At 57.1% G+C, this 26,585-nt stretch carries 25 protein-coding genes; 6 read left to right on the forward strand and 19 right to left on the reverse strand.

Going from position 1 to position 26,585, the window contains the following annotated elements:
* Positions 1 to 4 precede the first annotated feature (4 nt).
* The 5 genes from A3C3_RS0127975 (at position 5) to A3C3_RS0127995 (ending at position 4,559) form a co-directional block, all read left to right on the forward strand.
* On the forward strand, positions 5 to 1,006 hold the full coding sequence (locus A3C3_RS0127975) for an ABC transporter permease (RefSeq protein ID WP_022717881.1): 1,002 nt from the start codon (positions 5 to 7) through the stop codon (positions 1,004 to 1,006).
* The gene (locus A3C3_RS0127980) at positions 1,003 to 2,013 is read left to right on the forward strand and encodes an ABC transporter permease (RefSeq protein ID WP_022717882.1); all 1,011 of its coding nucleotides are present in this window, start codon (positions 1,003 to 1,005) and stop codon (positions 2,011 to 2,013) included. The genes A3C3_RS0127975 and A3C3_RS0127980 overlap by 4 nt, the downstream gene beginning before the upstream one ends.
* Positions 2,010 to 2,330, forward strand: coding sequence for an L-rhamnose mutarotase (gene rhaM / locus A3C3_RS0127985; RefSeq protein WP_022717883.1), 321 nt, complete (start codon positions 2,010 to 2,012; stop codon positions 2,328 to 2,330). Before A3C3_RS0127980 ends, rhaM begins: the two co-directional genes overlap by 4 nt.
* On the forward strand, positions 2,327 to 3,709 hold the full coding sequence (locus A3C3_RS0127990; protein WP_022717884.1) for an FGGY-family carbohydrate kinase: 1,383 nt from the start codon (positions 2,327 to 2,329) through the stop codon (positions 3,707 to 3,709). The genes rhaM and A3C3_RS0127990 overlap by 4 nt, the downstream gene beginning before the upstream one ends.
* A gap of 82 nt (positions 3,710 to 3,791) precedes the next feature.
* Positions 3,792 to 4,559, forward strand: coding sequence for a fumarylacetoacetate hydrolase family protein (locus A3C3_RS0127995; protein WP_022717885.1), 768 nt, complete (start codon positions 3,792 to 3,794; stop codon positions 4,557 to 4,559).
* Here A3C3_RS0127995 and mmsB read toward each other — a convergent pair whose 3' ends face one another.
* From mmsB to A3C3_RS0128030, 7 genes are read right to left on the reverse strand one after another with little or no spacing between them, the layout of a single operon-like run.
* Entirely contained in the window at positions 4,560 to 5,441 is an 882-nt protein-coding gene (gene mmsB, locus A3C3_RS0128000; RefSeq protein ID WP_022717886.1) for a 3-hydroxyisobutyrate dehydrogenase, read from the reverse strand.
* Positions 5,442 to 5,451: 10 nt separating this feature from the next.
* Positions 5,452 to 7,047 carry a GMC family oxidoreductase gene (locus tag A3C3_RS0128005; protein ID WP_022717887.1) on the reverse strand — a complete coding sequence of 532 codons (1,596 nt, stop codon included), beginning with the start codon at positions 7,045 to 7,047 and terminating at the stop codon, positions 5,452 to 5,454.
* A 17-nt stretch (positions 7,048 to 7,064) separates the two neighbouring features.
* Positions 7,065 to 8,054 (reverse strand): branched-chain amino acid ABC transporter permease, encoded by a 990-nt coding sequence (locus tag A3C3_RS0128010; RefSeq protein ID WP_022717888.1) that lies wholly within the window; start codon positions 8,052 to 8,054, stop codon positions 7,065 to 7,067.
* Between the two features lies 1 nt (position 8,055).
* Positions 8,056 to 8,943 carry a branched-chain amino acid ABC transporter permease gene (locus A3C3_RS0128015; protein ID WP_022717889.1) on the reverse strand — a complete coding sequence of 296 codons (888 nt, stop codon included), beginning with the start codon at positions 8,941 to 8,943 and terminating at the stop codon, positions 8,056 to 8,058.
* 4 nt (positions 8,944 to 8,947) lie between these two features.
* Positions 8,948 to 9,649, reverse strand: coding sequence for an ABC transporter ATP-binding protein (locus A3C3_RS0128020; RefSeq protein WP_022717890.1), 702 nt, complete (start codon positions 9,647 to 9,649; stop codon positions 8,948 to 8,950).
* On the reverse strand, positions 9,649 to 10,431 hold the full coding sequence (locus tag A3C3_RS0128025) for an ABC transporter ATP-binding protein (protein WP_022717891.1): 783 nt from the start codon (positions 10,429 to 10,431) through the stop codon (positions 9,649 to 9,651). Before A3C3_RS0128025 ends, A3C3_RS0128020 begins: the two co-directional genes overlap by 1 nt.
* Before the next feature lie 4 nt (positions 10,432 to 10,435).
* Positions 10,436 to 11,641, reverse strand: coding sequence for an ABC transporter substrate-binding protein (locus A3C3_RS0128030; RefSeq protein WP_022717892.1), 1,206 nt, complete (start codon positions 11,639 to 11,641; stop codon positions 10,436 to 10,438).
* A gap of 260 nt (positions 11,642 to 11,901) precedes the next feature.
* Between A3C3_RS0128030 and A3C3_RS42735 the strand changes: the two genes are divergently transcribed.
* The gene (locus A3C3_RS42735; RefSeq protein WP_022717893.1) at positions 11,902 to 13,860 is read left to right on the forward strand and encodes a recombinase family protein; all 1,959 of its coding nucleotides are present in this window, start codon (positions 11,902 to 11,904) and stop codon (positions 13,858 to 13,860) included.
* 6 nt (positions 13,861 to 13,866) lie between these two features.
* Here the strand turns inward: A3C3_RS42735 and A3C3_RS42740 are convergent, their stop codons facing one another.
* The 12 genes from A3C3_RS42740 to A3C3_RS0128095 all read right to left on the reverse strand — a co-directional run bounded on the left by A3C3_RS42740 (position 13,867) and on the right by A3C3_RS0128095 (position 26,532).
* Entirely contained in the window at positions 13,867 to 14,937 is a 1,071-nt protein-coding gene (locus tag A3C3_RS42740) for a phage tail protein (RefSeq protein ID WP_233450543.1), read from the reverse strand.
* A 157-nt stretch (positions 14,938 to 15,094) separates the two neighbouring features.
* Positions 15,095 to 17,206: a hypothetical protein gene (locus tag A3C3_RS0128045; RefSeq protein ID WP_022717895.1), complete on the reverse strand. Its 2,112-nt coding sequence runs from the start codon at positions 17,204 to 17,206 to the stop codon at positions 15,095 to 15,097.
* Positions 17,206 to 18,021 (reverse strand): phage tail tip lysozyme, encoded by an 816-nt coding sequence (locus A3C3_RS39450; RefSeq protein WP_022717896.1) that lies wholly within the window; start codon positions 18,019 to 18,021, stop codon positions 17,206 to 17,208. The genes A3C3_RS0128045 and A3C3_RS39450 overlap by 1 nt, the downstream gene beginning before the upstream one ends.
* 66 nt (positions 18,022 to 18,087) lie before the next feature.
* Positions 18,088 to 20,004: a hypothetical protein gene (locus A3C3_RS0128055; RefSeq protein ID WP_022717897.1), complete on the reverse strand. Its 1,917-nt coding sequence runs from the start codon at positions 20,002 to 20,004 to the stop codon at positions 18,088 to 18,090.
* Positions 19,994 to 21,316: a tail fiber domain-containing protein gene (locus A3C3_RS0128060; protein ID WP_022717898.1), complete on the reverse strand. Its 1,323-nt coding sequence runs from the start codon at positions 21,314 to 21,316 to the stop codon at positions 19,994 to 19,996. The genes A3C3_RS0128055 and A3C3_RS0128060 overlap by 11 nt, the downstream gene beginning before the upstream one ends.
* A 2-nt stretch (positions 21,317 to 21,318) precedes the next feature.
* Positions 21,319 to 21,711, reverse strand: coding sequence for a hypothetical protein (locus A3C3_RS0128065; RefSeq protein ID WP_022717899.1), 393 nt, complete (start codon positions 21,709 to 21,711; stop codon positions 21,319 to 21,321).
* A gap of 10 nt (positions 21,712 to 21,721) precedes the next feature.
* Positions 21,722 to 22,027, reverse strand: coding sequence for a hypothetical protein (locus A3C3_RS39455; protein WP_022717900.1), 306 nt, complete (start codon positions 22,025 to 22,027; stop codon positions 21,722 to 21,724).
* Positions 22,028 to 22,055: 28 nt separating this feature from the next.
* Complete coding sequence (locus tag A3C3_RS0128075) at positions 22,056 to 23,570, reverse strand: hypothetical protein (RefSeq protein ID WP_022717901.1); 1,515 nt, start codon at positions 23,568 to 23,570, stop codon at positions 22,056 to 22,058.
* On the reverse strand, positions 23,564 to 24,148 hold the full coding sequence (locus tag A3C3_RS0128080; protein ID WP_022717902.1) for a phage adaptor protein: 585 nt from the start codon (positions 24,146 to 24,148) through the stop codon (positions 23,564 to 23,566). The genes A3C3_RS0128075 and A3C3_RS0128080 overlap by 7 nt, the downstream gene beginning before the upstream one ends.
* On the reverse strand, positions 24,148 to 24,537 hold the full coding sequence (locus tag A3C3_RS0128085) for a hypothetical protein (RefSeq protein WP_145611607.1): 390 nt from the start codon (positions 24,535 to 24,537) through the stop codon (positions 24,148 to 24,150). The genes A3C3_RS0128080 and A3C3_RS0128085 overlap by 1 nt, the downstream gene beginning before the upstream one ends.
* Positions 24,538 to 24,572: 35 nt before the next feature.
* Complete coding sequence (locus A3C3_RS0128090; RefSeq protein WP_022717904.1) at positions 24,573 to 25,505, reverse strand: SU10 major capsid protein; 933 nt, start codon at positions 25,503 to 25,505, stop codon at positions 24,573 to 24,575.
* Between the two features lie 16 nt (positions 25,506 to 25,521).
* A complete protein-coding gene (locus A3C3_RS0128095) occupies positions 25,522 to 26,532 on the reverse strand; it encodes a hypothetical protein (RefSeq protein ID WP_022717905.1) in 1,011 nt (336 codons plus the stop codon).
* Positions 26,533 to 26,585: the final 53 nt, after the last annotated feature.

Below are 26,585 nucleotides of genomic sequence, written 5' to 3' on the forward strand. Positions count from 1 at the left end.
TGGAATGGCACGACTGATCAGAAAACGCGAAACCCTGCTTTTCCTCATCATCGTCTTGATGATCGCGGTCTTTTCGGCGCGCGCTGCAGATTTTGCGACGCCCTCCAACCTCGCCGGCATCTTCAACGATACCTCGATCCTCATCATCCTGGCGCTCGCGCAGATGACCGTTATCCTCACGAAATCGATTGACCTTTCGGTCGCCGCCAATCTCGCCTTCACCGGCATGGCAATCGCGATGATGAATGCCGCCTTTCCTGATCTGCCGCTGGTCGTCCTGATCCTTGCAGCGATTGCGATCGGCGCCTGCCTCGGTGCGATCAACGGCTTTCTTGTCTGGGCCCTTGAAATCCCCCCGATCGTCGTCACGCTCGGGACGCTGACCATCTATCGCGGCATGGCCTTCGTGCTCTCCGGCGGTGCCTGGGTGAACGCCCACCAGATGACACCGACCTTCCTTTCCGTGCCCCGCACGCCGCTCCTCGGCCTGCCAGTTTTGAGCTGGGTCGGGATCGCAATCGTGCTCTTGATGTATATTTTGCTGAAATATACCCAGTTCGGCAGATCGGCCTATGCGACTGGCGGCAACCCGACGGCGGCCGTCTATGCGGGAATCGATACCGGTTGGACGAAATTCCTGGCCTTCGTGCTGTCCGGTGCGCTCGCCGGCCTTGCAAGCTACCTGTGGGTCTCGCGTTACGCGGTCGCCTATGTCGATATCGCCAGCGGCTTCGAGCTCGATAGCGTCGCCGCCTGCGTCATCGGCGGCATCTCGATCGCCGGCGGAGTCGGGTCAGTTATCGGCACGGTGCTTGGCGCACTCTTCCTCGGCGTCATCAAGAATGCGCTTCCCGTCATCGGTATCTCGCCCTTCACCCAGATGGCGATCTCAGGCACCGTCATCATCCTCGCCGTCGTCTTCAATGCCCGACGCGAGCGCAGTCGCGGCCGTATCATCCTGCGCGACAAGGCAGCTGCAGAAACTCCAGCCGAGGTCGTCGCATGAACACCGTTTCCGCCCCAACCGAAAAGCGCGTGATTCCCGATCGTCTCGGCACACCGTTGCGCCGCATCATGGCCAGCTGGGAAGTGCTGCTTTTCGGCGTTGCCATCCTGATCTTCGTCTTCAACTCCCTGGCATCGCCCTACTTCCTGAATGCATGGAACCTCTCGGACGCAACCTTCAATTTCACCGAAAAAGCGATGATCGCCTTTGCCATGGCGCTGCTTGTGATCGCAGGCGAGATCGATCTTTCGGTTGCAGCCATCATCGCGCTTGCATCGACGGCCATGGGGGCGGCCGCGCAGGCCGGCATCGCGACACCGGGCCTCGTGCTGATCGGCATCGGTACTGGGCTGGTTTGCGGGGTTTTCAACGGCGTCCTCGTCTCCGTGTTGAAACTGCCGTCGATCGTCGTCACCATCGGCACGATGAGCCTCTTCCGCGGCATCTCCTATATCGTGCTGGGGGACCAGGCTTACGGCAAATATCCGGCCGATTTCGCCTACTTCGGCCAAGGCTATGTCGTCTGGGTCCTCTCCTTCGAATTCGTGCTGTTCTTCGTGCTGGCGATCCTCTTTGCCATCTTGCTGCACGCCACGAACTTTGGCCGCCAGGTCTATACGATTGGCAATAACGATTTTGCTGCCCGCTTCTCCGGGATTCCGGTCGAACGCGTGAAATTCATCCTCTTCATGCTGACCGGTGTCATGAGCGGTATTGCAGCGGTGTGCCTCACCTCGCGCCTTGGCTCCACCCGTCCCTCGATTGCGCAGGGTTGGGAGCTCGAAGTCGTCACCATGGTCGTGCTCGGCGGTGTCTCGATCCTCGGCGGCTCGGGCACGATCGGCGGCGTCGTCATCGCGGCCTTCGTCATGGGTCTCGTTACTTTCGGCCTCGGCCTGCTCAACGTTCCGGGCATCGTCATGTCGATCTTCATCGGCCTGCTGCTCATCATCACCATTGCCATTCCGATTATCGCCCGACGTATCAAAGCCATGAGTTCCAAATGACCCTTGAAAAACACGCCTTCAAGATGAGACTCAATCCAGGCATGGAGGCCGAGTACAGGAAGCGGCACGACGAGATCTGGCCGGAGCTCGTCGAGCTGCTGCACAAGTCCGGCGCGAGTGACTATTCGATCCATCTCGACCGCGACACGAACACGCTCTTCGGCGTGCTGACGCGGCCGAAAGATCACACGATGGCGAGCCTGCCGGAACATCCCCTCATGAAAAAGTGGTGGGGCCATATGGCCGACATCATGGAAACCAATCCGGACAATTCACCCCTACAGAGCGACCTTGTCACCGTCTTCCACATGCCATGAGCAAACCGCCCGCTTACCGGCGTATCGCCGTTCTCGATATTGGCAAGACGAATGCAAAAGTCGTCGTGCTCGACAGCCAAACCGGCATGGAAATCGCAGCCGCAAAGACGGCGAATACAGTTATCCGGTCCGGAATCTATCCGCGCTATGATATCGAGAGCATTTGGGGATTTGCGATCGATGCGCTGAAGTCTTTCGCGGCAAAGCCGGGATTCGATGCGATTTCGATCACGACCCATGGCGCGTCAGCAGCACTGCTCAGCGCAGACGGCAAGCTTGCGATGCCGGTTCTCGATTACGAGCATGAATATCCGCAAGAGATCCGAGACGCCTATACGGCGCTGCGCCCTCCCTTCTCGGAGACTTATTCACCGCGCCAGTCGATGGGACTGAATGTCGGCGCCCAGCTTCATTATCAGAAGACCGCCTTTACGCAGGAATTCGCGAAGGTGGCAACGATCGTCACCTATCCGCAATATTGGGCGGGACGGCTGACGGGCGTTACAGCCAACGAACTGACCTCGCTCGGCTGCCATACCGATCTCTGGAACCCGAAAACAGGCGAATATTCCTCGCTCGTCGATCGGCTCGGCATTCGCAATCTCATGGCGCCGATCCGCTCGGCTTTCGACGCACTCGGCCCCGTCCTGCCGGACATAGCCGCCGAGATCGGCCTTACCGCAGAGATCCCGGTCTATTGCGGCATCCATGATTCCAACGCCTCGCTGCTGCCGCATCTCGTCGCGCGCACGGCGCCCTTTGCGGTTGTCTCGACTGGCACATGGGTTATAAATTTCGGCGTCGGCGGCGATCTCACCCATCTCGACCCGAAGCGCGATGCGCTCGCCAATGTCGATGCCTATGGCCGGGCCGTGCCGTCCTCCCGCTTCATGGGTGGCCGCGAGTTCGAAATTCTTTCAGCAGAAATCGGCAATGTTCCGCTTGAAGACGTTGCGGCAGCTGTCGGCCCGGTTGTTGCAGGAAACCTGATGCTGCTGCCGAACGTGGCCCCCGGCTCCGGCCCCTTTCCCGACCGCAAAAGGCACTGGCTGAATGCCGATGGCGCAAGCCCTGCGCAACGCTACGCCGCCATGTGTCTCTACCTCGCTTTGATGACCGAGGCCTGCCTCGGCCTGATCGGCGCCAATGGGCCTGTCATCGTCGAAGGGCCGTTCGCGCTGAACGAGACGTATCTCAAGGTTCTCGCGGCATTGATGGGACGCGACGTGATCGCGCTGCCCGGCTCGACCGGCACCAGCCAGGGCGCCGCACTGCTTACCGGTATCAGACCCGCGCCCGGTCCGGAAAGACGTTTCACGCCGGCCGCAATTGCCGGTCTCAAGGACTATCGCTGCGCCTGGCATGCAGCGATGGCATAACGGTCTTTCCATCCGTGCTCTTTACCTGATCTTAGGCCGGCAGCTAATGTCGGGTCGTTCAAACTCAGGCGGAGGAAATATCATGACGGATTTAAACGCGGTCTTCGATCCGCGTGCCCTTGCCGCGCGGCTTCGCAGCCTCCACAACGCGGGCAAGCAGGTGCCGACCGCCGATTTCGCACTTCCAACCGACCTCCGCCACGCCATGGACGCGCAGAATTTCCTTGCCGCCGAGCAAGGCATTACCAGCAATGCGTGGAAAGTGGCGGCCTCGCCGGATGGCCAGGCTGTGGCTGCGCCGCTTCATCCCTATATCGAAGCCGATTCCGGCGCCGAAATTCCCTGGGCGGAGGGCATGAAATTTGAAGCGGAGATTGCCATTCGGCTCGGCACGGATCTGCCGATCCGCGATAGCGGCTACAGCCGCGCCGAAGTCGCCGATGCAGTCGCGACCGTCCATCTCGGCGCAGAACTCCTGGTTTCCGCCATTCAGGAAAGCGGCAGGGCCTCCTTTTTGCTTTTCCTTGCCGATCGCCTCGGCAACAGCGGCTATGTGCTTGGTCCACCCGTGTCGAAAACGCTAATCGACACGGCGACCGGAACGCCGCTGAAAGTCACTGTCAACGGCCAGCCGCTCTACGATGCCCCCGCGCAGCATCCGAAGGGTGACGTGCTCACCTGGCTTGTCGGCTACGCCAATGACAGGTTGCGGCCGAAAAGCGCGCTGAAAGCGGGAGCACTGATTACGACGGGTACCCTCTGTGGCGCGATCGAACTGAGTTCGCCGGGCGAGATCGACATCCTTCTCGGCGAGACCAGCAAGCTGCACCTTTCGCTCGTCGCGAAATAATCAGACCTTGCTGCGAAACATCTCGATGATGGCGGAAAAGTCCCTTCCGCCATTGCCCTGCTTTTCGAAGAGTGCGTAAAGCTGCGCGGCTTCGGCACCAAGCGGGGTTGATGCGCCGCTCAAAAGTGCCGCCTCCTGCGAAAGGCGCAGATCCTTCAGCATCAAGGCAGCGGCAAAGCCCGGCTTATAGGCATTGTTTGCCGGCGAGCTCGGAACCGGTCCCGGCACCGGGCAATAGGTATTGATGGACCAGCACTGACCGGACGATGTCGATGCAACATCAAAAAGCGCTTGGTGTGAAAGGCCGAGTTTTTCAGCCAACACGAAAGCCTCGCAGACGCCGATCATCGAAATTCCGAGGATCATATTGTTACAGATCTTGGCCGCCTGCCCAGCGCCCGCTTCGCCACAGTGAACGATCTTCTTGCCCATGGCTTCAAGGATCGGCTTGGCCTTGGCGAAACTCTCTTGCGAACCACCTGCCATGAAAGTCAGCGTTCCCGCCGCAGCCCCGCCCGTTCCCCCGGAGACGGGGGCGTCGAGCGAAAGGCAGCCTGCCGCCTTGGCCATGGCATGGGCCTTGCGCGCGCTTTCGACGTCGATGGTCGAGCAGTCGATCACCAGCGTTGCGGCGGGAATGGAAGCGAGAATGTCCGGCCAGGCGGTCAGCACATGTTTACCTTGCGGCAGCATCGTGACGACGGTCTCGGCACCGGCCACCGCCTGGCTCACGTGGCTCGCGGGTTTCACGCCGGTTTCCTCTGCCGCCTTGAGAACCGGCGCGGCGAGATCGAATCCCGTCACCTCATGCCCGGCCTTGACGAGATTGGCCGCCATCGGCCCGCCCATGTTGCCAAGCCCGATAAATGCGATCCGTGCCATCATGGCCTCCCTATCTGTTATCTTCGAGGATCATCGCGGCCGCCTTTTCGGCGATCATGATCGTTGGAGAATTCGTATTGCCCGACGTGATCGACGGCATGATGGAGGCATCCGCGATCCTGAGCTTGGCGAGCGCGCGCAGCTTCAGCCGCGGATCAACGACGCTGTCTTTGTCTGCGCCCATCCGGCAGGTTCCGACCGGATGGAAGATCGTCGTGCCGATGTCGCCCGCGGCCCGCTCCAGATCGGCCTCCGTCTGATAGGAGGGACCGGGCTTGAACTCCTCGGGCTGAAAACGCGCAAAGGACGGCTGTGAAACGATCCGCCGTGTCAGCCTTATCGATCGAACAGCTATGTCGCGATCACGCTCCGTCGAGAGGTATTTCGGGGCAATCGTCGGCTGCGTTGCAAAATCCGGGCTTGCAAGATGCACGGAGCCGCGGCTTTCCGGCCTGAGATTGCAGACGCTTGCGGTGATCGCCGGAAAGGCGTGCACCGGATCGCCGAACTTGTCGAGCGAGACCGGCTGTACGTGATACTGCAGGTCGGGTGTTTCCTTGTCTGGCCCCGAGCGCGTGAAGATGCCAAGCTGGCTCGGTGCCATGGCCATCGGCCCGGAACGGCGGATCAGGTATTCGAGCCCGATCGCCGCCTTGCCGATCAACTTTGTCGCCTTCTCGTTCAGCGTCGGCACGCCGGTGACCTTGTAGGCGAGGCGAAGCTGCAGATGGTCCTGCAGGTTCTCCCCGACCCCCTTGACCTCGGTAACGACATCGACGCCGGCATTGTTGAGCACGTCGCCGCGACCGATGCCGGAGAGCTCCAGGATATGCGGCGAGCCGATGGAACCGGCAGAAAGGATCGTCTCTTTGGCCGCATATGCGCGCTTGGCCGTGCCGTCGTGCTGGAACTCGACGCCGGAAATGGCACCCTCCTCCACAAGCAGCCGCCGCGCTTGCGCCTTCATCAGAACAGTCAGATTGGTGCGCTTCATAGCCGGCCGGAGGAAGGCCTTTGCCGTGTTCCAGCGAATACCGGAGCGCTGGTTGACGTCGAAATAGCCGGAGCCTTCGTTGCTGCCGCGGTTGAAATCCTCCGTAATCGGAATGCCGGCTTCCCGAGCCGCCTGCTGGAAGGCGTCGAGCACGGCCCAGCGCACTCGCGCTTTCTCCACGCGCCATTCGCCACCCGCACCATGCATCTCGTCCGCGCCGCGGTAATGATCCTCCGATCTGCGGAAGAAGGGCACAATATCGCTCCAGCTCCAGCCGCTGCATCCCATCTGCCGCCAAAGGTCGTAGTCACGCGCCTGGCCGCGCATGTAGATCATGCCGTTGATCGACGAACAGCCGCCGAGCACCTTGCCGCGCGGATAGCCCAGAGCCCGGCCGTTCAGCCCTTCCTCGGGTGCCGTGGTAAAGCACCAGTCGGTGCGCGGATTGTTGATGCAGTAGAGATAGCCGACCGGTATGTGTATCCAGTGATAGTTGTCGCTGCCGCCGGCTTCCAGCAGTAGCACACGGTTATTGCGGTCTTCGGATAGGCGGTTCGCCAGCACACAGCCTGCACTGCCAGCGCCGATGATGATATAGTCGTAGCGATCCATCTGATGTCACCGGCCGCTCAACGGCGATACACGAAGCCCAGTTTCCGGCCGATCCACGAGGCGTAGAATTCGCCGACGATCCCGCGACGGAAGATCAACACGCAGATCATGAAAACGACGCCGGTGATGATCGTAACGGGGAATTCCGATGTCGCGAGATAGTTCTGCAGTGTCACGACAAGCCCCGCCCCGAAGATCGGACCAATCAGCGTGCCGATGCCGCCGAGAAGCGTCATCAAAATCACCTCGCCCGACATCTGCCAGGCGACGTCCGTCAGCGTCGCGAACTGAAAGACCAGCGACTTCAAGGCTCCCGCCAACCCGGCAAGGGCTGCCGACATCACGAAGGCGCCGAGCTTGTAACGCGCCACCGAATAGCCGAGCGAGATCGCTCGGTTCTCGTTTTCCCGGATCGATTTCAGGATCATGCCGAAGGGCGAATGGATGAAACGCCAGATCAAAAGCATGCCGATGACGAAGACCGCCAGGACGAAGTAGTACATGCTGGTCGAATTATTCAAATCGATGAAGCCGAAGAGATGCCCCCTCGGGACGGACTGGATGCCGTCCTCGCCTTCTGTAAATTCCGCCTGCAGGCAGAAGAAGAAAAACATCTGCGAAAGCGCAAGCGTGATCATCGCGAAATAGATGCCCTGACGGCGAATGGCGAGGTAGCCCATGACGAGGCCGAGGAGTGCAGCACCTGCAACGCCGATCAGGATGCCGAGTTCCGGCGGCACCCCCCATGCCTTGACGGTGTAGGCAGTGAAATAGGCGGCCCCGCCAAAGAAGGTCGCATGCCCGAATGAAAGCAGGCCGGTATAGCCGAGCAACAGGTTGAACGCGCCGGCAAAGAGCGCAAAGCACAGCAGCTTCATCAAAAAGATAGGGTAGAAGAAGAACGGCGCGAGCAGCAGGAGCAAAAGGCCGATGATCAGGAAGCCGGCCTGGACCGACAGTGCGGTGCGGCTCTTTTCTGCACGAATGGTTTCGGTGATGTCCGTCATCTTACGCATCCCGGCCGAAGAGGCCCGCGGGCCTGACGAGAAGCACGATCGCCATGATCACGAAGATCACGATGTTCGAGGCTTCCGGATAGAAAACCTTGGTTAGCCCCTCCGCAACGCCCAGAACGTAGCCGGTGACGATCGCCCCCATGATCGAGCCCATGCCGCCAACCACGACCACGGCGAAGACGACAATAATGATGTTGGACCCCATCAACGGCGAGACCTGGTAGATAGGTGCAGCCAGTACGCCGGCAAAGGCTGCAAGACCGGCACCCAACGCATAGGTCAGCGTCAGGAGAACCGGCACGTTGACACCGAACACCTGCACAAGCACGGCATTTTCCGTCGCCGCCCGAAGATAGGCTCCGAGCTTGGTCTTCTCGATAAGAAGCCAGGTGCCGATGCAGACCACCAACGACATGACGACCACCCAGCCGCGATAGATCGGCAGGAACATGAAACCAAGGTTGGTACCACCGGCAAGGGCTGACGGCGTGGCGTAGGGCTGGCCGGAAGACCCGTAGAGATAGCGGAAGGTCCCTTCGATCGCGAGCGCCATGCCGAACGTGAAGAGCAATCCGTAGAGTGGATCGAGATCATAGAGCCGCCGCAAGAAGAGCCGTTCCACGACGGCGCCGAAAAGGCCGACTGCAAGCGGAGCAAGAACCAGTGCGGGCCAATAGCCGATGCCGCCATAGGCGAGCATCAGATAGGCAACGAAGGCGCCAAGCATATATTGCGCGCCATGGGCAAAATTGATGACGCGCAACAGGCCGAATATGATTGCCAGGCCAAGGCTCAAAAGCGCGTAGAAAGAGCCGTTGATGAGGCCGATCAGCAACTGGCCGAGTAGTGCCTGAACGGGAATGCCGAATATCATCGTCATGGCATCAGACTCCCAGCACCCGGTGCAGCGTATCCATCCGCTGCGGCAATTCGCCGACCGGGAACTCGGATACCATCTGGCCATGGTCCATCAGATAGAAGCGGTCTGCAATGCGGCTTGCAAAGCGGAAATTCTGTTCGACGAGGAGTATGGTCATGCCGCGCTCCTTCAGCTTCCTCAGGACCTCACCGATACGTTGGACGATGACGGGCGCAAGACCCTCGGTCGGCTCGTCGAGCAGCAGCATCTTGACACCGGTGCGCAAGACACGAGCGATCGCCAGCATCTGCTGCTCGCCGCCGGAAAGCTTGGTCCCGGCGCTCGCGCGGCGCTCGTAGAGGTTCGGAAAAAGTTCGTAGATCTCGTCGAGGCTCATGCCGCCTTCGGCAACGACGGGCGGCAATAGCAGGTTTTCCGACACGCTCAGCGTCGAAAAGATGCCGCGCTCCTCGGGCACGAAGCCGATGCCCTTGTGTGCGGTCTTGTGCAGCGGCACCTGCATCATATCCGCTCCGCCAAAGCTGATCTTGCCCTTGCGGGCCTGGACGATTCCGGTGATCGTGCGAAGCGTCGTTGTCTTGCCGACGCCGTTGCGGCCGAGGATAGTAATCGTTTCACCTTCGCCAACGCGCATGTCGACGCCGTGTAGGATATGGCTTTCGCCGTACCAGGCATTGAGGCCCCGAATTTCCAGCAGGGCAACCATCAACCTTCCTCCGTGCCCATATAGGCCTCACGGACGCGCGGATCCTGGCTGACGGAGGCATAGTCGCCCTCTGCGAGGATCTCGCCACGCTGAAGTACGGTCACCTGCTGGCAGATATTCGCAACGACGGAGAGATTGTGTTCGACCATCAGTACCGCGCGGACGCGGGCAACCTCGCGGATGATGGCCGAAACGACGCTGACGTCCTCCTGCCCCATGCCGGCCATCGGCTCGTCGAGAAGCAGAACCTTCGGATCGAGCGCAAGCGTCGTGGCGATCTCCAGTACGCGCTTGCGGCCGTAGGAAAGATCGGCGGCGATATGGTCGCGCTCCTTGGAAAGACCGACACTTGCCAGCAACTGTTCGGCGCGGTCGTTCAGGCGATCGAGCGCAGAGACCGGCCGCCAGAACTGGGTGGAGAGGTTGTTCGGTCGCTGCAGGGCGACGCGCACATTGTCGAGCACCGACAGGTGCGGGAAGACCGCCGAAATCTGGAAGGAACGCACCAGCCCCATGCGCGCCACCTTGTCCGGCGGTGTCCTGGTGATATCCGTCCCCATCAGCGTGATCGTGCCGTGCGTCGGCTGCAGGAACTTGGTCAGCAGGTTGAAAACCGTCGTCTTGCCCGCGCCATTCGGTCCGATGAGGGCATGGACGCTTGCATCGTGCACGTCGAGATCGACATTCTTGACGGCCGTGAAGCCGCCGAAATCCCGGCGAAGGCCGCGGGCGGACAGTACCACCCGCGGCGTTGCATTCGTCTGTGTTGCGGGAACCGCCATGGGCTTATTTCACCAGATCGCAGCCGCTCTTGGCGGGATCGATATAGGCGTCCTTGCCGGGGATGGTGGCGAGAACGTTGAAGTAGTCCCAGGCCTCCTTGCTCTCGTCCGGCTTTTTCACCTGCAGGAGATACATGTCATGGATCATGCGGCCGTTCGGGCCGACGGTGCCACCGCGGCCAAAAACGTCGTCCACCGGCATTTGATGCAGTTGCTTCGCAACGGCTTCCGTTTCGTCCGTTCCGGCCTTCTGGATTGCCTTCAGGTACTGAAGCACGGCGGAATAGGTCCCGGCGTGGATCATGTTCGGCATCTTGCCGGTGCGATCGAAGAATTTCTTTCCGAAAGCGCGGCTCTCGTCGTCACGGTTCCAGTAATAACCTTCGGTGAGCGTCAAGCCTTGAGCGGCTTCGAGACCGAGGCCATGGACGTCAGCGAGCGTGAAGAGCAACGCCGCGAGACGCTGGCCACCCTGCGTGATGCCGAACTCGGCCGCCTGCTTGATTGCGTTTGACGTGTCGAGGCCTGCATTGGCAAGACCGACGACCTTGGCGCCGGAAGACTGGGCCTGCAGCAGGAAAGACGAAAAATCCTGGCTGGCGAGCGGATGCCGGACGGAGCCGACGACATTGCCCCCATTGGCCTTGACGAAATCACTCGTCTGCTGTTCCAGCGAATAGCCAAAGGCGTAGTCGGCCGTCAGGAAGAACCAGCTGTCGCCACCCTGCTTCACAAGTGCGCCACCGGTGCCGACAGCAAGGGCATGCGTGTCATAGGCCCAGTGGAAGCCGTAGGGCGAACAGGCCTTGCCCGTCAGATCCGTCGTTGCCGCACCCGTGACGATGTCGATCTTCTTCTTCTCTTTGCCAATTGCCTGGACAGCAAGCGCAACCGACGAGGTCGTCAATTCCATGATAGCGTCGACCTGCTCGGTGTCGTACCACTGCCGGGCAATGTTCGATGCGATGTCCGGCTTGTTCTGATGGTCGGCGTCGACGATCTCGATTGGAGCGTCGAGCACTTTGCCTCCGAAATCTTCGACCGCCATCTGGGCGGCTTCAACGGACGATTTACCACCAAAATCGGCATAGACGCCGGATTGGTCGTTCAGGATGCCGATCTTCACCTTGCCGTCGGAAGCACCATCGGCGAGTACGGCGGTGCCGCTGGCAAGCAGGAATGCCACGGACGCAATGAAATTCTTTCGCATATGTCTCTCCTCCCAGAGATGGCCAAACCGCGCGTCTGTTCAAAATTGGCCAGCCGCTCTCCTCAAACCAGCCGACGCTTCGCCTACGATCAAGGAAAATCTGCCTTGAGGCAACCGGTGGTTTGCAGTTAATTACAAACAGTATCTGTTCGTTTTTGCACAGCTAGTGAATTACATAATTTCAGCCCCAGCCCGCAAAAAGCGCAAAGCGTTAAGCGCTTAGCGCTAAAACTAGGGCAGTTTCAAAGGTTGTGCAGGGCATGGCAGCATTAGACCAAAGACCAATCGCGTACTCGTATATACGAATGAGTACACAACAGCAGCTGAAAGGCGATTCTCTCCGACGCCAGCTGGATTTATCCGAAGCATACGTTAGACAGCACGATCTCATCTTAGACCATTCACTACAAGACATTGGTGTTTCCGCATGGACGGGAGCCAACGTAAAGACAGGTGCGCTTGGTCGTTTTCTCGAATTAGTCCATGCGGGTCGTGTTGCTCGTGGCTCATTTTTGCTTGTTGAAAGCCTCGATCGCCTATCTCGCGAACGGGTCATTGACGCGCTTGAACCGTTCCTGAGTATTTTGCGAGCCGGAATCATCGTCGTCACGCTAGCAGATAATCAGGTCTATTCGGCTGAAACTGTAGGCGACAACTTCACACAGCTAATGATGTCACTGGCGATCATGGCTCGCGCTCATGAAGAAAGCCAGATCAAGTCCCAACGCATAACCAAGGCTCATCAACGCCGACGTGAGAACGCTGTCAATGGCATTGGCAAATTCAGCGGTCAGATGTGGGGTTGGATCGATCAAGTTGAAGTCAAACCAAATACTTATGAATACCAATTGAATAAACACGTGAATGTCATTCAAAAGATGTTCGAACTAGCCGATGCTGGTCTCGGATGCTTGAAGATCGAACGCGAATTGACACGGCTGGGCATGAATGGTGTCAAAGGCAAACCAGTCACTCAGGGCAATATCTCAAGCGTATTGAAGAACGAGGCTGTCATTGGCACGTATCAGCCTACACACGTCGTTGAAGGCAAAAAAATGCCATATGGCGACCCGATCAAAGACTTTCTGCCCTCTGCTATTTCCGACGAACTGTACTGGCGCGTGCAGCGAAACAAGCGCAAGCCAGTTATTCGCGGTCGAAAAGGAGTGCGCTTTGCAAACCTTTTCGCGGGCATCGCTTGCTGTGGCCATTGTGGTCATCGCCTAATGTTGAGCATCGGTGGAACGCCCAAGCAGCGATTCACCTACGTCCAGTGCTCCAGAAAGTACAAGACGCGAGACTGCAACTATAACAAAGGCACGCTTCGCTACGATGTGCTTGAAAAGGCAATTCTCGACAACGTCACCGAGTTTCAGGATAACGATGCTTTCTCCGGCAATTCGAACGAGGCCCGTAACAACCTGATCGAAGCGGTTGTAAAACAAGAGGAAAAGATTGCTGCGCTGGACAAAAGGCGAGCAAGTTTGCGGGCAACAATCGAATTTGCCGAAACCGACGACGACCGCCGCGAACTAGCGGCGCAGATGAATCTTCGGCGAAGGGAGGTTGACGAAGCGAAAGACGTTCTGCTCCAGCTACAAACGGATCTGCAAACTTTCGATCACCGCAAGCGTGAGGCTACCGAATTTGCCGACCGGATCAAGATCGAGCGGTTGCTGTGGACGACAGGCTCTTCAAGTGAAGTCTACAGGAGCCGGTCACGAGTATCGTTGCTGATCGGCAAAACGATCACGCAAATCAGCGTCGATTTCCAAGCAAAGCAGTTCATTGTGATGATCGGCACCGAACGCGCATATCTCTTTGATAAGACCGGAGCACTGCTAGACAAGTACGATGCTAGACAACGCGGCTATTACCATACGGGAACGCGCTATTTCGCTAAAGAGGTTGATGCAACAGGAAAGCAATGGATCATTGCTAAGCGTCCGAAGGCGTTTGATGAAAACACGATGGTCTCAGATATTCCGATAAGGACCATCGGTGAAGGTGCAAATAAGATGATTGCTCCCGATGTGATCGAGGCTCGCCAGGATCGAATTGAAGCAATCAAACGTTTGCCCGAAAGTAGACCTGTCTCACCACTCGCGAACCCACGTCTCAATGATCCCGATGTGATCGCAATCAAGGCGAAACGCGCGGCAGAGAAAGAGGCTTTCGAGAGGGAACGTGCTGGGCGCAAGACGGCCCAGCACGAATAATGCTGCTTAGTATTTGATGCAGGGAAGCAGCGCTACGTTCTTCGGACGGCTTTCAGCGCCTCCGTTGTTCAGCACGCTGATACCGGTGGTCGCACCGTAGATACCGACGTTGTGAGTGTGAGCGCCACCAGCATTGATCGTGATGCCCGTGGTCTTAGAGCCCGTATTTGAGGAACTAGCTCTAGTACCCGGATTACTGAAACCCGAACCCGTATATACCGTCGCGCTTGCTGCAACCGCCGCCGAGTGGACGTGGCCGGGGTCGTTAATGGAGTGGCTGTGATTGCCCTGCGAGTCGGTATAACCGCTGTGACCGTGGCCGGGATCGCTAATTCCGTGGTTGTGAGCCAAGTTCATGCTGTCTTGGAACGAACCAAGAGTACGACCGTCATCTATGCTGCGTCCGCTGTCTAAGCCGCGAATTAACACGCCGCGAAGATCGGGCAGCGTGAACGTAGTCGAACCGTTGCCAGCGCCATATGTGGTGCCGATTGACGTAAACAATCGAGAATACGTGGTGCGCGAAACGTTTGCTCCGTTAGCAGCAAGATAGCCGGATGGAGCGGCAGCAGACGCAACGTAAATGACCGTTGCTGCGGGAACGATAGCATCGAGTAGCGCTTGCAGGCCGGTGATCGTTGCAACGTCTTGGGTGCCTGTATGATTGGCTCGACTTTGATACCATGCGCCGTGCTGCCCATCCAATAGATCGGCATCCAAGCCGGACCCGGCACCGTCAGCACTCAACACTTTGCCAGCTGTACTAACCAAGCGGAAATGCGTGCCGTTGTACGTCGCCGTAACGGGCATACCAGCTGTGATATCGCCCGCTTTTAGCGCAGACCCATCGGTTACTACGAGTGCCTTTGCGCCCATTCCGTTGATGTTGAGCGTTGCGGCACCAGTATTGGTCGCGCTGACGAAAAAGGAGAAGAATTCTCCGATCTCGTACGCTACGGGCGGCACATCATACGTGAGTGAATAGGCGTTGCCGCTATTCGTGCAGAGACAGCGAGCGTTGATGCGGTCAAATGATCGCACCGCCGCACCGGCATGTGCCTGAAGAACCGCTGGCACCGCACTTGGTGCTGAGCTAGTCGTGATACCGTTTGGGGATGGGGAAGTATTTTGGGAATCGCTCTGATTCCACCGAGGGTCTGTGTAGTCTACCATTTTTCACCACTTTATTATTGTTGTTATTGGGTGCTTCCGGCGTTTTCGCCGGGCATTTCAGTTAATTGGAGTAGCCAATCTCCCCGAAGTAATCGTTGATCGCGACGGCTAGCGCGTTGTCGGAAGTGTTTGCTGCGATGTCTTTAAGACGGCCCAAGTGGGCTTTCAATCCGCCCTTCTGCATCTGCGCATTCGGGACGTTTCTAAACCAGCGGGCGGCGTCTGGATTGGCCAGCAACTTCGCCTGCCAGCGTTTGTAACCGAAGTTTGCGGCCTTCCCTGCTGCCGATACGGCAAGCGCTTTCGGACCGAGGAACAACGCACCAAGCAGTGTCGTCTTGTCCAACGGGTTCAATTCGGACATCACCCCCGCTGTTTTGTTGGTGTTTGAGTGGTTGTCCATGCGACGATAGTTCTTGAAATTCTCAGACAAACGCGAGAGTGCATCGAGGTCACCTCTGTGTTGAGCGCGACGTGTGCCGCTGAACAAAGCATTCTTGGCCTCCGGCGATACGGCGTTCCACTGCTTCCAAAAGCGTGTGGGATTGAGCTGATCGCCTTCGTACATCATGCGTTCGACTGCCGAACCGCTCAGCGAATCCCATAGTTCACGACCGCCCTCCGTGCGTTCGATCTGACGACGAACCACATTCATCCGAGTACCGCCCTTGTTAGCCTGACCGAGAACCCAATCCGAAGCCTCTTCCGGCGTCTTCTTTTTCAGAATCTCATCGACTGAACCCTTGGTGCTGAAAATGCTCTTCGGATCGCGCATACGACGGCTGTAATTGTTGGCCTTCTTCCACGCCTGCAAAGCATCCCCGCCAGCGGATTGCGCAGTATCGCCCATGTCCCTTGTCAACGCCGAATAAAGACCCTGTGCGCGATCACGTAGTACCTGATCAACGCCGGGGTCGTTCGCAATAGCACCGACGCTGGTTCGGGCTTCCTTCAACACGTTGAAATTGACGCCCGTGCCGATATCATCGACAACTGCCTGTGCCTGCGCGATGACAGAATCAATGGATTTTCCATTATTGAGAGCAGCGGACTTTCCCATCGCCTCACGCTCGGCCTGCAACTGCCCCAGATACTGACGAGTATTGAGACCGCTAGCCTGTGCATCGCCCGTCAACTCACCAGCACGGTCATAGAGGTAATCGTTGCGTGCCTTCGTCTGCGCTTTCAACTGCGCTGACTGATCTTTGAGGGCTTGGCCTAGTTCCTGCTTAGAAAGCGTCTGCGGAGTGATATCGCCGACGATTTCGTTTGCACGGCGATCTAAGCCGCTCCACGCGCCTTCAATACGATCCTGGATCTGCTTACCCGCCGTTGTAGCGGCCAGAGCCTGCTCTTTCAGGGCAGTGTTCTTCGAGCCGCTGATCATTCCAGCGGTAAGGTCGATGCCAGCGTTACGAGCATCCGCTACACGCTGAGCAGCAAGAGCCGGATCATCAACCTTTCCGATAACAAACCCGGTTGGACCATCCTTCACGGCACTGCCGACACCACGAGCCGCTTTGCCCACGAATGGTGCAACGCCTAAGCCGATACCTTCGCCAGCTGCGTTCAGGGCGAATGTCTTTGCTGCGTCACCGAGTTGTTCGCCGGTTGTGCGGGTGTCTTCGTTTCCAAAGAACCAGTTTGCACCACGCTGCGCCGCTTCACGTCCGATAGTGGCGCCAGTACCAGCGCCGATAGCACCACCTGTGACCGCACCGGCTGCCGTACCTGCTAGCGGAACAACGCTGCCTGAAGTGCCGCCAATAGCTGCGCCTGTCACCGCACCGCCAATTGCGCCTATGCCTTCGCCAATTTCAGGAATGAGACTAGCGGCGTCGTTCAAGTCCGGTATCCAACTTTCTTGGTTGTAGACCATCGTCTTGCCGGTCTGCGGATCGGTCATGATGAAGTTATCGCCGTTATAGGGCTGTGCATCGGGATAGGTTTGGCGAAGCGTTCTCAGTCGATCTTCTGGTTTGTCGAGTGCACCGACTTGCGCACGAACAATCTTCGGGACCTGCAAAACCGGATCAATGTCGGTTGACGAAAATGCCTTCGGAGCGGCCTCTTCAACAATCGGATCATTCTCCCACGGAGCCGACTGAGTTGCCGGTTCAACGATTGGATCATTTTCCCACGGCATAGCCGCACGATTACTTTTGTCAGCCATTACGCTCTCCTCTGGCTGAACATCGTCAGCATCTGTTCCCACGGCTTGTAAGTTTGCGCCTGCCCCATACTGAGTTGCTGAACCTGAACAGGTTGCGACGGAAGCAGACCACCGCGAGGCGTGTCGTCCTGGGGCTGCTGTTGCCCTGCCCCTGCTGCGAGGGAAGCAAACTTGAGCATGTCGGGAAACCCCTTAGGAACGTCAATGCCGAGCATTCCGCCTATGGTCTTGTCAGCTGTTGCGTCGCCTGCGGACGCGCTTGTTGACGCTCCTGCGGAACCTGCGGCTTGTCCTGACGCTGCCTGCGCTTGTGCTGCGACGGGATTGCTGGCCGCTTGAATGTTAACGAAGTCGGCTGGATTTGCGCCACCTACCTCAGCGGCCCACGCAAGTCGGTTGTCCCAACCATGACCGCCCATTGGGTTATTGCGTGACCAGCCCTGCGGACGTTCGTAAGAGATCATAGCCGCTGTAGCACCGGGGATATCCTGTGCCGCTTGCAATTGCTTCCAAGCGTAGCCTTCGCCACCGTTCTTCATCTCGTGGAGCACGAAATCCAGCTGCCGATCAAGGTTGCTGACATTCTCACCGGCGTAGTTGCGTAGATTGACGGCACGTTCGCCATTCCACTGACCGATGCCGATACTGTCGGAGCCGTCGCGGCCATCACCGGGATTTCGTGCCCCGGTGTTCATCGTGCTTTCCTGCATGAGATTGCCGACGATGCCAGCTGCCTGATGTGGCTGAAGATTGTGGTTTTCGATCAAATATCGATATGCGTATCGAGCATTGTCGTTGAGTGCGGGCTTGCCCATTTTCACCTCGTCCCCTTTTGCGGGGCTTCTTGTCTCAGCCTCTTTTGGGCCGGTTACTTCACGTACTTATCGCTTCGTGCGCTTGTTCCCCTGCGGATCGATGTAAACGGTTCCGGGTGCCAACTTGTAGAAGTCATCAACGCCCTTAATAGTCGGCAGACCTTCAGCATTATTCGTGCTGCCGGTGATCGCAGGAGAGGTCTTGCCCTCCGCTGCTGCCATCTCTTCGTCAGTAAGTGGCCTTAGGCCGTAATCGACCGGATGACGTGCCGGGCCATTACCCTGACCGTGTACGAGGTCCATCCAGAGATTGCGGAAGTTGTTCAGGTTGCGAATGAACTCTGGTCGAGACTGAGATTGTTCTAGTGTCGCATACGCGGCCTGAATCATTTTCTGCTCGGAGTCTGATGGGCTACCCATACCTGCGCCCGTCGGGGACTCGTCACGCATTTTCTGCAACGTCGATAGCGATGCATTCGCCTTGAGCGTTTCGAGCGCGGCACGAACATCGTTCGAGCCTGTGCCACCAACGCCGCTGAGCATTCCGCCGAAGAACCCGGTAGTCGGCAACGTCGATTCACTGTCAACACGCAGAACGTTGTTGAATGCCGTATCAACCGCATCCGACGAAACCTGTGCGTGATCGTCCTTCTTGTCCTTTGCAGTCGCGGTCTGCTCTGCTTTAAGAGCGGCAGGACCACCCGGAATTGGGATCATCGAGGTAAGTGTTGCACCCGGATTAGCCGGATCGGGCTTCGTAGAAAGCATGTAGCCTTCTGGAATTGTGCCGACTTTGTTGCCCTCGCCCACATTGACCGTAGTTGCGCCAGCGCGTTTCTGCGAAGTGGAGTATTCCTCCAAACCAAGTGGCGGTAGACCCTTTGCCGAACGTTCAGTGTTAACAGCAGCAAGTTCCTTCTGGTCATCAGTCCACGCGTTACGATTACCCAACGACGTACCAGTTGCTTCGGCCTGCTTGAGAGCCTGTGCGCCTTCGTTGAAGCCGGGAGCCGCCGTGAACTTTGTACCATCCCATATAAGGCCCTGCTTTGCGGCCTCTTTGTCCATAAAATTCATCTGCTCGAAAATCGGATTGGCTGCTGTTGTGTCGCCGATTGCCATTAGGCCGTTATACTGAGCCTGATACGTCGAACGCTGGCGATTGATCTGCGTTGCAAGGTCAGATCCACCAGCTGGAGCAGCCGATGCAGGAGAGCCACTGGCAGGAGAAGAAGCAGCGGTAGCGCCAGTGTTGCTACCTCCGTTAAAACCTGGGCCACCGAACAAAAGCGCGCGGTTCTGACGATCTTGTTCTGCCTGCTTCATCTTTTGCAGGTCTTGTGCATTCGCCACGCCATAGCGAGCGGTCTGTGCGGCCTTGTAAGTGCGATCTGTAAGACCGTCCTTGTACCCGTCATATGCACCGATCCCAGCAGCGCCACCAGAGGCTAAATCCTGCGCAACCGAGTGCGGCTTATCAGAAGGACCACCAGCTGCCATTGTTCCAAGAGAAGCACCAAGCATACCGCGCAAAGCAGCCTGCTTGCTATCTTCGTCCTTAAAGTTGAGGAGGCCACCAAATGCGGTCGGGCCCGCAGTGCCATCATTCGTGCCAAGTGCACGTCCTATAGGTCCGAGCATACCCTTCATGCCGGGTGCATCTGGGAACTGGCCTGTAAGACCCGGCGCAGATGGACCATTCGGATTGGCGAAACTTGCGTACTGACCGATATTCGGGGGGAGCGAACCTGTCTGCGCAGGATCAACCTGCGGAGCAGCCTGCGCGGGTGTAGCCGGTGTTGCAGGTGTTGCCGGGGTCGCTGGTGTTTGCGGCTGAGCAAAATTCTGCGGGATTTGCACGTCCGATGGTGGCAACTTAACGTCGCCGGCACCGGTAAGACCCGGCATCGAGCCGCCCATTACGCCGGGGTTCAAAGCACCCGCCTGCAAAGCCTTTAGGATTTCATCAAAATTACTGAACATATGCGGGTTCTCCAATTAGAGCGCGGTGATCGATGCGCTTGAAACCATCGATCTCGCGAACCGCATGAGGGCGGGTGATTTCGACTTCCTGCGCCATAGGGCCTTCGTAGACTTGGCCGGATGGATCGTTTTTGTAGGTGAATTCGTAAACGCGGGTGCCGTTGAGCATGTATCCGACGAAACGGATGTTTTCTTTTGCGCGGATGTCGCAAAGCATACCGAAGATCGATGCAATCGAGCCGAGCGCACCCAAACCAGTGGAGAGACCGTTGGAATAAACCGGCTTCGTTGTCGTCTGCGTGTTATAACCACCACCATTGAGGACGTTGGCGAACTGCGAAGCAGCGTTGATGTCCTTGTTCTGATCGTAGTTCCAGCGGTCGATATCGGCCTGTAGCTGCAAGTCCTTATAGGCGTCCTTCTGGGCACCCACGCCAGCAAGTTTATCGGCATCCATGTAATCGAGTGCGCGCTGATCACCTGCCATGCCCGCGCCCTGCAACTGAGTGTTTGCCTGTGCGTTTTGGCCGCTCATCAAAGAGGATGCAGCCGCATTACGAGAATCCTGCTGCGCCTGATTCTGCGAACCTAGCTGACCAGCAGCGGCAAGCGCGTTCTGTGCGTTCGCATTGTAGAGGCTGCCGATAGAGTTCTGTGCGCCAATCTGGTTCTGACGTTCATTCGCATAATTGGTGTTCATGATGTCGGCGGTCTGCTTCGCAATGGCATCCGTAAACGTCTTATCCGAACTGTTACGCGTTGCAGCGAAAGCGCCCGATCCGTTACGGCCACCCGCCGCGAACTGACTGTCAATGCCCGGAGCGACCTTCTGCATGTAGTCGTCGATTAGCGGCTGATTTGCGTTGGAGATTGCCTGCTGCAAATACGGATTGCTGTTCAGGTAGTCGCCATTAGCGGTTCCCTGCAACATTGCTGTCGCTGGGTTCGCGTTGCCGGAAAGCACGTCCGAAAGACTCTGCGTTGCTGCAATACCGGAGTTCGTATAACCGGTGCCAGCCTTCAGCGTGTTCGCGCCAGTCGGATCGAAAGCAGCACCAGTCGTCACCCCGTTGACCGCGTCATGCGCGTTGCCGATTAGCGGAGAACCATTGGTTGCCGTGTTGATGATGGAGGACTGAGCGGTCTTCGTAGCATCGCTCTGATCAATGACCGTCGAACCCGGATAATATGCGGGCTGTCCGGCCTTAATCGCCTTGTCGATCGTCGCGTACTGGTCCTCAAGGTACGGCTTGGCGCCGCTCCACGGTTCAGTGCTTGTCTTTGTAGTCGTCTCTTTTGGTGTACTTGCCATTCTCAAAATTCCTTAAACATGACGATGGATGAAAATTCGAAGCCGTGCGGCGCAAGCACACGCTGCCAGCCGGGACGGCCAAAGAGGACAAACCCCTCACAGCCGTTTGCTTTGGCCCAGGTCGAAATGACCTGATGCCCCTCGCCTAAAATCTCTGCGAGATCACCAGCTACGAGATACAGAATGCAAACGGGGCGATTGTCCCACTGCATGTTCTGCGTGATCGCAGCACTATTCGTGCCCGTCCAAAGCGAATAACTGCCGTCGATCAGGCCGGCTAAAACTCCACGCTCATCCGAGTTCGTAGAGTATTTGAGGGCTTCCAAAAGCCACTCGCGGACGCGGGGATATTCAACTCGGAAATCCTCATCGCTCTCGATCCGCTTTATCGCCACTCTTACCTTCTCAAAAAACTGCGTATCCAAATGTCCTGTTGGCCGTCGCGTTGTTCGCATGAAACACGGTGAACTGGCCGGTTCCCGCCGTGTAATAGTAAGTCACGCCCTGCGCATTCACGTGCTTCGGAGACAAGACAACTACACTCGTCGGCGTCACCTTCGCATTCGTAACCACTGTGGAAGCAGCGCCGGTTGCGAACGTTACAGTGCCGGTGATCGGCATCTTGTCGTTCAAGCCATCAATGCCAGCGATCAGCTGATCAGTCAGCACTTTGACATCGCGCGGTGTGTGATTGATCTTTAGATTCAGCAAGTTGCGGGCTCCTTCCCTATCGCAATATTTAGCGGAATCCCGCCGGAACCGCGTCGTATTGGAGGCTCGTTGCCTGCGTATAGTTGCCGGTGAGCACCAAGCGCACTCGATGGAAGCGGCCTTGCTGGCGAATGATGCACCAGCCGGTTTCGTTGCGTGCGGTCATCTGGCTCCACGTCAAATCGCCCTGCGATAACAGGCGTGATCCGACACGAGCCGTGACGCTGCCGTTGCCGTCGATCATCGGGCGAACACGCGTAACGATGCTGCGATCACCCTTGATGTCGGGGTTTATCTGAATCATCTGCTGGATCAGGAATTGCTCTGAGGTCTCAATCGTGCCGGTCTGGTTCTCACCCGTAAACAGGTAGATTGCGCCGGATACGTTCATGCCCGCTAGCTGAGCATTGCCACCGGCCCATGTCGGGCTGTCCCATGGCGCTGGCATGCCAGCGATTGTGAAGTACTGGTCTAGCTGCGCAATCGTCCACGGTTGGCTCACGCTGTTGAAGATGAAGTCGATTTCGGCTTCAACCTCTGTGAACTCGCCAATCGAATAGTTGTAGACGAGCATCTTATCTGGCGTACCGTCGATGGCGTTGGTGCTCGAATACAGCCAGTAAATGAGTGGCTTCGCCGGATCAGCCGCAACGCTCATATACGTGTACTGATCCGTGTTGACGCTCTTCAGAAAGTAGTTGTCGATCTTGCCTTCACCGATACGCGTCAGACCGCCATCCCATGCATAGAAGCCATCTTTGCCGAGGAAATACGTTGTCCGGCCAACGGTGATGATGCTCTCTGGAACTGCGCAGCCCTTGCCCTGCACGACTTCGTCAAACTGCCAGATCAAAGGCGTGCCGACGTAGGTCATTTTGACGATGCTGTCCTTCATGAAGATGGTCACATCTTCACCCCCGACGATGCCCTGAATAACGCCAGAGCCGCCGTTGATATCCTGAAAGTCAGCCTGCGTTGTTTGCGAGAAATCCCAACTCTTCGGCTGATCCAAGCCAGACCAACGCACGCGATACGGCACGTCGCCGTCGAATGAATCATTCGTGTTCGCAAAAATTACGAAGCCGCGCGATGCGGTGCCATAGCGGGCCTTGAGCAACGGGGTGAGGTCTTGAAACTCCTCGTCCTCGTTCATGTCGATATATTGGGGTGGATTGACGAAATTTGTTCCGATAGCCCACGAGCCGTACTTGGTGAAATTCCACTTCTCAGTACCCGGCGTGTACGGGGTAGAACGAGACACGTCTTGCCACGACAACTCCGATGGGCTGACTTTGAAAAGCCCTTCGGAGCAGCCCGCGTAAACCTTACCGTTTCCGGCTAGATCCTGACCGCTGATCGCTCCCAACGGGCGAGACGGCAACGAGGCATTCGAATACAGCAGCGTGCGCTTCATGGGCTCGTAAGCGATAGCGCCGTTCAAAGCACCAATCGCCGGAAGCACATTTCGTGCAACTGTAACGCCGGGATTATTGAGGACCGGCACATCGGGACGCCATGGACCAAGAACGCTGTCAATCACCATGAGGACAACTCCTCAATGATGGTGTTGCCGTACATGGTCGAACGAGTGTGATCGCGGACCACAGCGGAGAGCGCATCCGACGTGAGGTCTTTTTCGGCTTGTTCGGCGTCGAAGTCTTTCAGCCAGTGATACGCTTGTGCGAGCGAGGCACGGAGATAGACAGTCGGAAAATTCGTGATCAGCCAGTTTGTCGGGTTGGACACGCTGAGCGAAGGCAAACGCTGATAATAATAGAGTTCGACCACGTAATCCGTGCTTGGAACCGGTCGAATTTCAATCGTGTTGCCGGTCACGACGTAACCGAGATCGCAACGCGCTAGGTTGTCGTTCTGAAAACTCAGCGGGCGGATGCGCTCACCATCCAACAGGATTGCGCGTGCTTCTTGGAAATCCGCTGGCAGTTCCGGCGACTGACCAGCCGAAACGTTGGTGGTGACTTTCTCCTCCATCAAGCGATGCTTGAGCAGCGGGCGCAAAGCCTCCTCTGCCAGAGCCACGCAAAGATCAGCAGGGGCACCAGCATTTACGGTGAAGGAATCGATAGCTGTGATGAGATCGGAATAATTCTGGATGGCCATTAGAGCCTCCAGCTATTCGTGCGGAACTTGGCGAGATCGCTGTCGTTGAGACGGCGCGAGAGAGCCTTGTCATCGCGGGTAATTCCCTCAGCCTGCCACTGATAATGAAGGGCGGTCGGGACAGAGGCGACTTTGACTAACTCTCCGTGCTTGCTTGTTTTAGAGAATTCGTTCGCCTCTGCGCAATTCGCAGCAAGCAACGCATCGACCTTTGTAAACGTCACAACGTCAACGAGGTCGCCGCGTCGGACCCAAAAAACTGATTTGAATTCGTCCTCGTAAACAGGGATGGAAGCGCCATCTGGTACTGCACTGCCGACGGATTGGGAGAAGGGATCAAAATCATCCATAGTTCGCCTTTTCTTGTTGTTTTTATTGGCGATATGCATGGGGTCAGCACGAATAATGCTGACCCCATTCCTAATTATTCAACGTCAGCGATCTTGCCGTTGCCTGCTTCGTTCTTGCACTCGAGAGTGAGTTCCGTAACGAGCATCTTCTTGTCGCTGTCGCCTGTCTTAGCCAGGTCAGTCTTCTTGAGCGAACGCAGTGTCGCAACAGCCCAAAGGGATGGGTCGAACGCGATAACCGTTGTGCTGCTCATGAAGTGATGCGGGATGATCTGGTGCTTGCCGAAGTCGGAAACGTAGTAGTCTACGCCAGCGTAGATCGACTTAGAATCTGCCTGCTGCTGACGAACGCCATTGCCGGCAAACGTCGAAATCTTCTGCTTGAGCAGGCCCGGTGCGATAACGAGAGTCGGATCGCCGCCTTCGTTCCAAACCTTCTGCGCCATCTCGTTGAACATCGCTTCCGTGAGGTCACGAACAGTACCATCGGTTACGGCACCAACTGCACCAGCTGTGTAACCGGTTGTGGCACCACCAACGCCGTGATCAGCGTTTGTCTCGATCCATGCTTCTGCGCCAGCGAGTTTGCCAGCAACGGAGCCTGTGCCGAAAACAGCAGCGTTCTTGGAAACAAGAGCCGCTTCGATGTCGCGGTTCAGTTCGGCACCAACCTTAGCAACCTGACGAGCGTACTCGTCCTTTGTGCCAGCTGTGTTGACGGCCTGCAAAGTTGCCGAAACCTGCACGAACTTAACGAAGTTCTGTGTGGTGTTGGAGATCTTTTCCGGAGGAGTTAGTGTACCGAAAACGGCGTCAGCGCCTTCAATAGCAGCGTTGTCCTTGTTTGCAGCAGCAAGAGAATCCTTGAGGAAGTAGTGGTTTGTTGCAGTCGCCTTTGTGGAACCGATTTCTGTCTTGAACGGTGTCTTTTCTGGCGAAATGCGGGAGATAACGTCTCCGAGGTCTTCGCGAACGTTTGTCGCGTTATTGGTAATTAGTGTGGCCATTTATGGCTTCTCCTTATTAAAGTAGATGCTTGAGAACATCGGCCGCAGCTGCCTGCGAACCGCTTCGTTTAAGTGCGCCCATCTTGCGGTCGATTACGCTTTGCGAGGAATTCGAACGAGCCGGGGAAGAACCCGGTGTTGCCAACAATGGCTTCTCGTCTACGACCTTGACGGCCTTAGCCTTCTGGCTTTGCAGCTGATCAAACTGCATGGCCTTGTAGGCAATGCTGAAAAGGATCGGATTTGTCTCGCGATTGATCGCTTCGACTGGAATGCCCGCGTCAACGAGATACTTTCCAAGTGCCTGCGACTTGCCGGTCTCTGGCTTGGCAAGTTCAGGATGCATTTCTGCAAGGGTGCGCTGACCATCGGCCAATGCACGCTTGAATTCCATTTCCTGACGTTCTGCTGCCTGCTGTTCGACCAGCTGTCTCTCATTGCGCAAACGCTGAATCTGAGCGTGAATACCCTTCCACTTTTCCTGCTGAGCGATGTATTCGGCAGGATCATCCTGCGCCAACTGCGCCCAATTCGGCTCTTGTGGGAGGTGCAATGCAATTTCCTGTTCCATGCGATGGAACCACTGCACTGACTGATCGCGAATGCTATCGACCTTAGCGTCGTTGGCGCGAACCTGTTCTTTCAAGGCTTGCGTCTTTCGCGTGTAATCGGCGGTACGTTCGTAGCCTTCCTTCAATTCCTTGAACGACATCTTCTGGCCGTTAACTTCGACCTCCACGTCATCTGCTAGAACCGGCTTTTCGGCTGCTTCGGTTTCCTCCGCTTCATCTGTCTCCGCGTCTACTGGCTCGTCGGAATCCTCAAGGGTTTGCTCTTCGGAGTTTTCAATCACGTCGTCAGACGGTTGTGAAACCTCTTCGGTTTCGTTCTCAGCATTCACTTCTTCGCGGGTTGCAGTGGCATCAGCGGTTTCGCTGAAATCACTATCCAAAAGACCTGAAATGCGGCTCGCAGCATCATTCTGCGAAAGGCCAATTCCGTTGTCGGAGTTGCTGGCGTCTGTCATAGGTTGCTCCCATGTTATTGTTTTATTGCCCGTATTTAGCGGGATTGATGATT

Origin of the sequence: Rhizobium mongolense USDA 1844, assembly GCF_000419765.1 — a bacterium.
Taxonomy (GTDB): Bacteria; Pseudomonadota; Alphaproteobacteria; order Rhizobiales; family Rhizobiaceae; genus Rhizobium; species Rhizobium mongolense.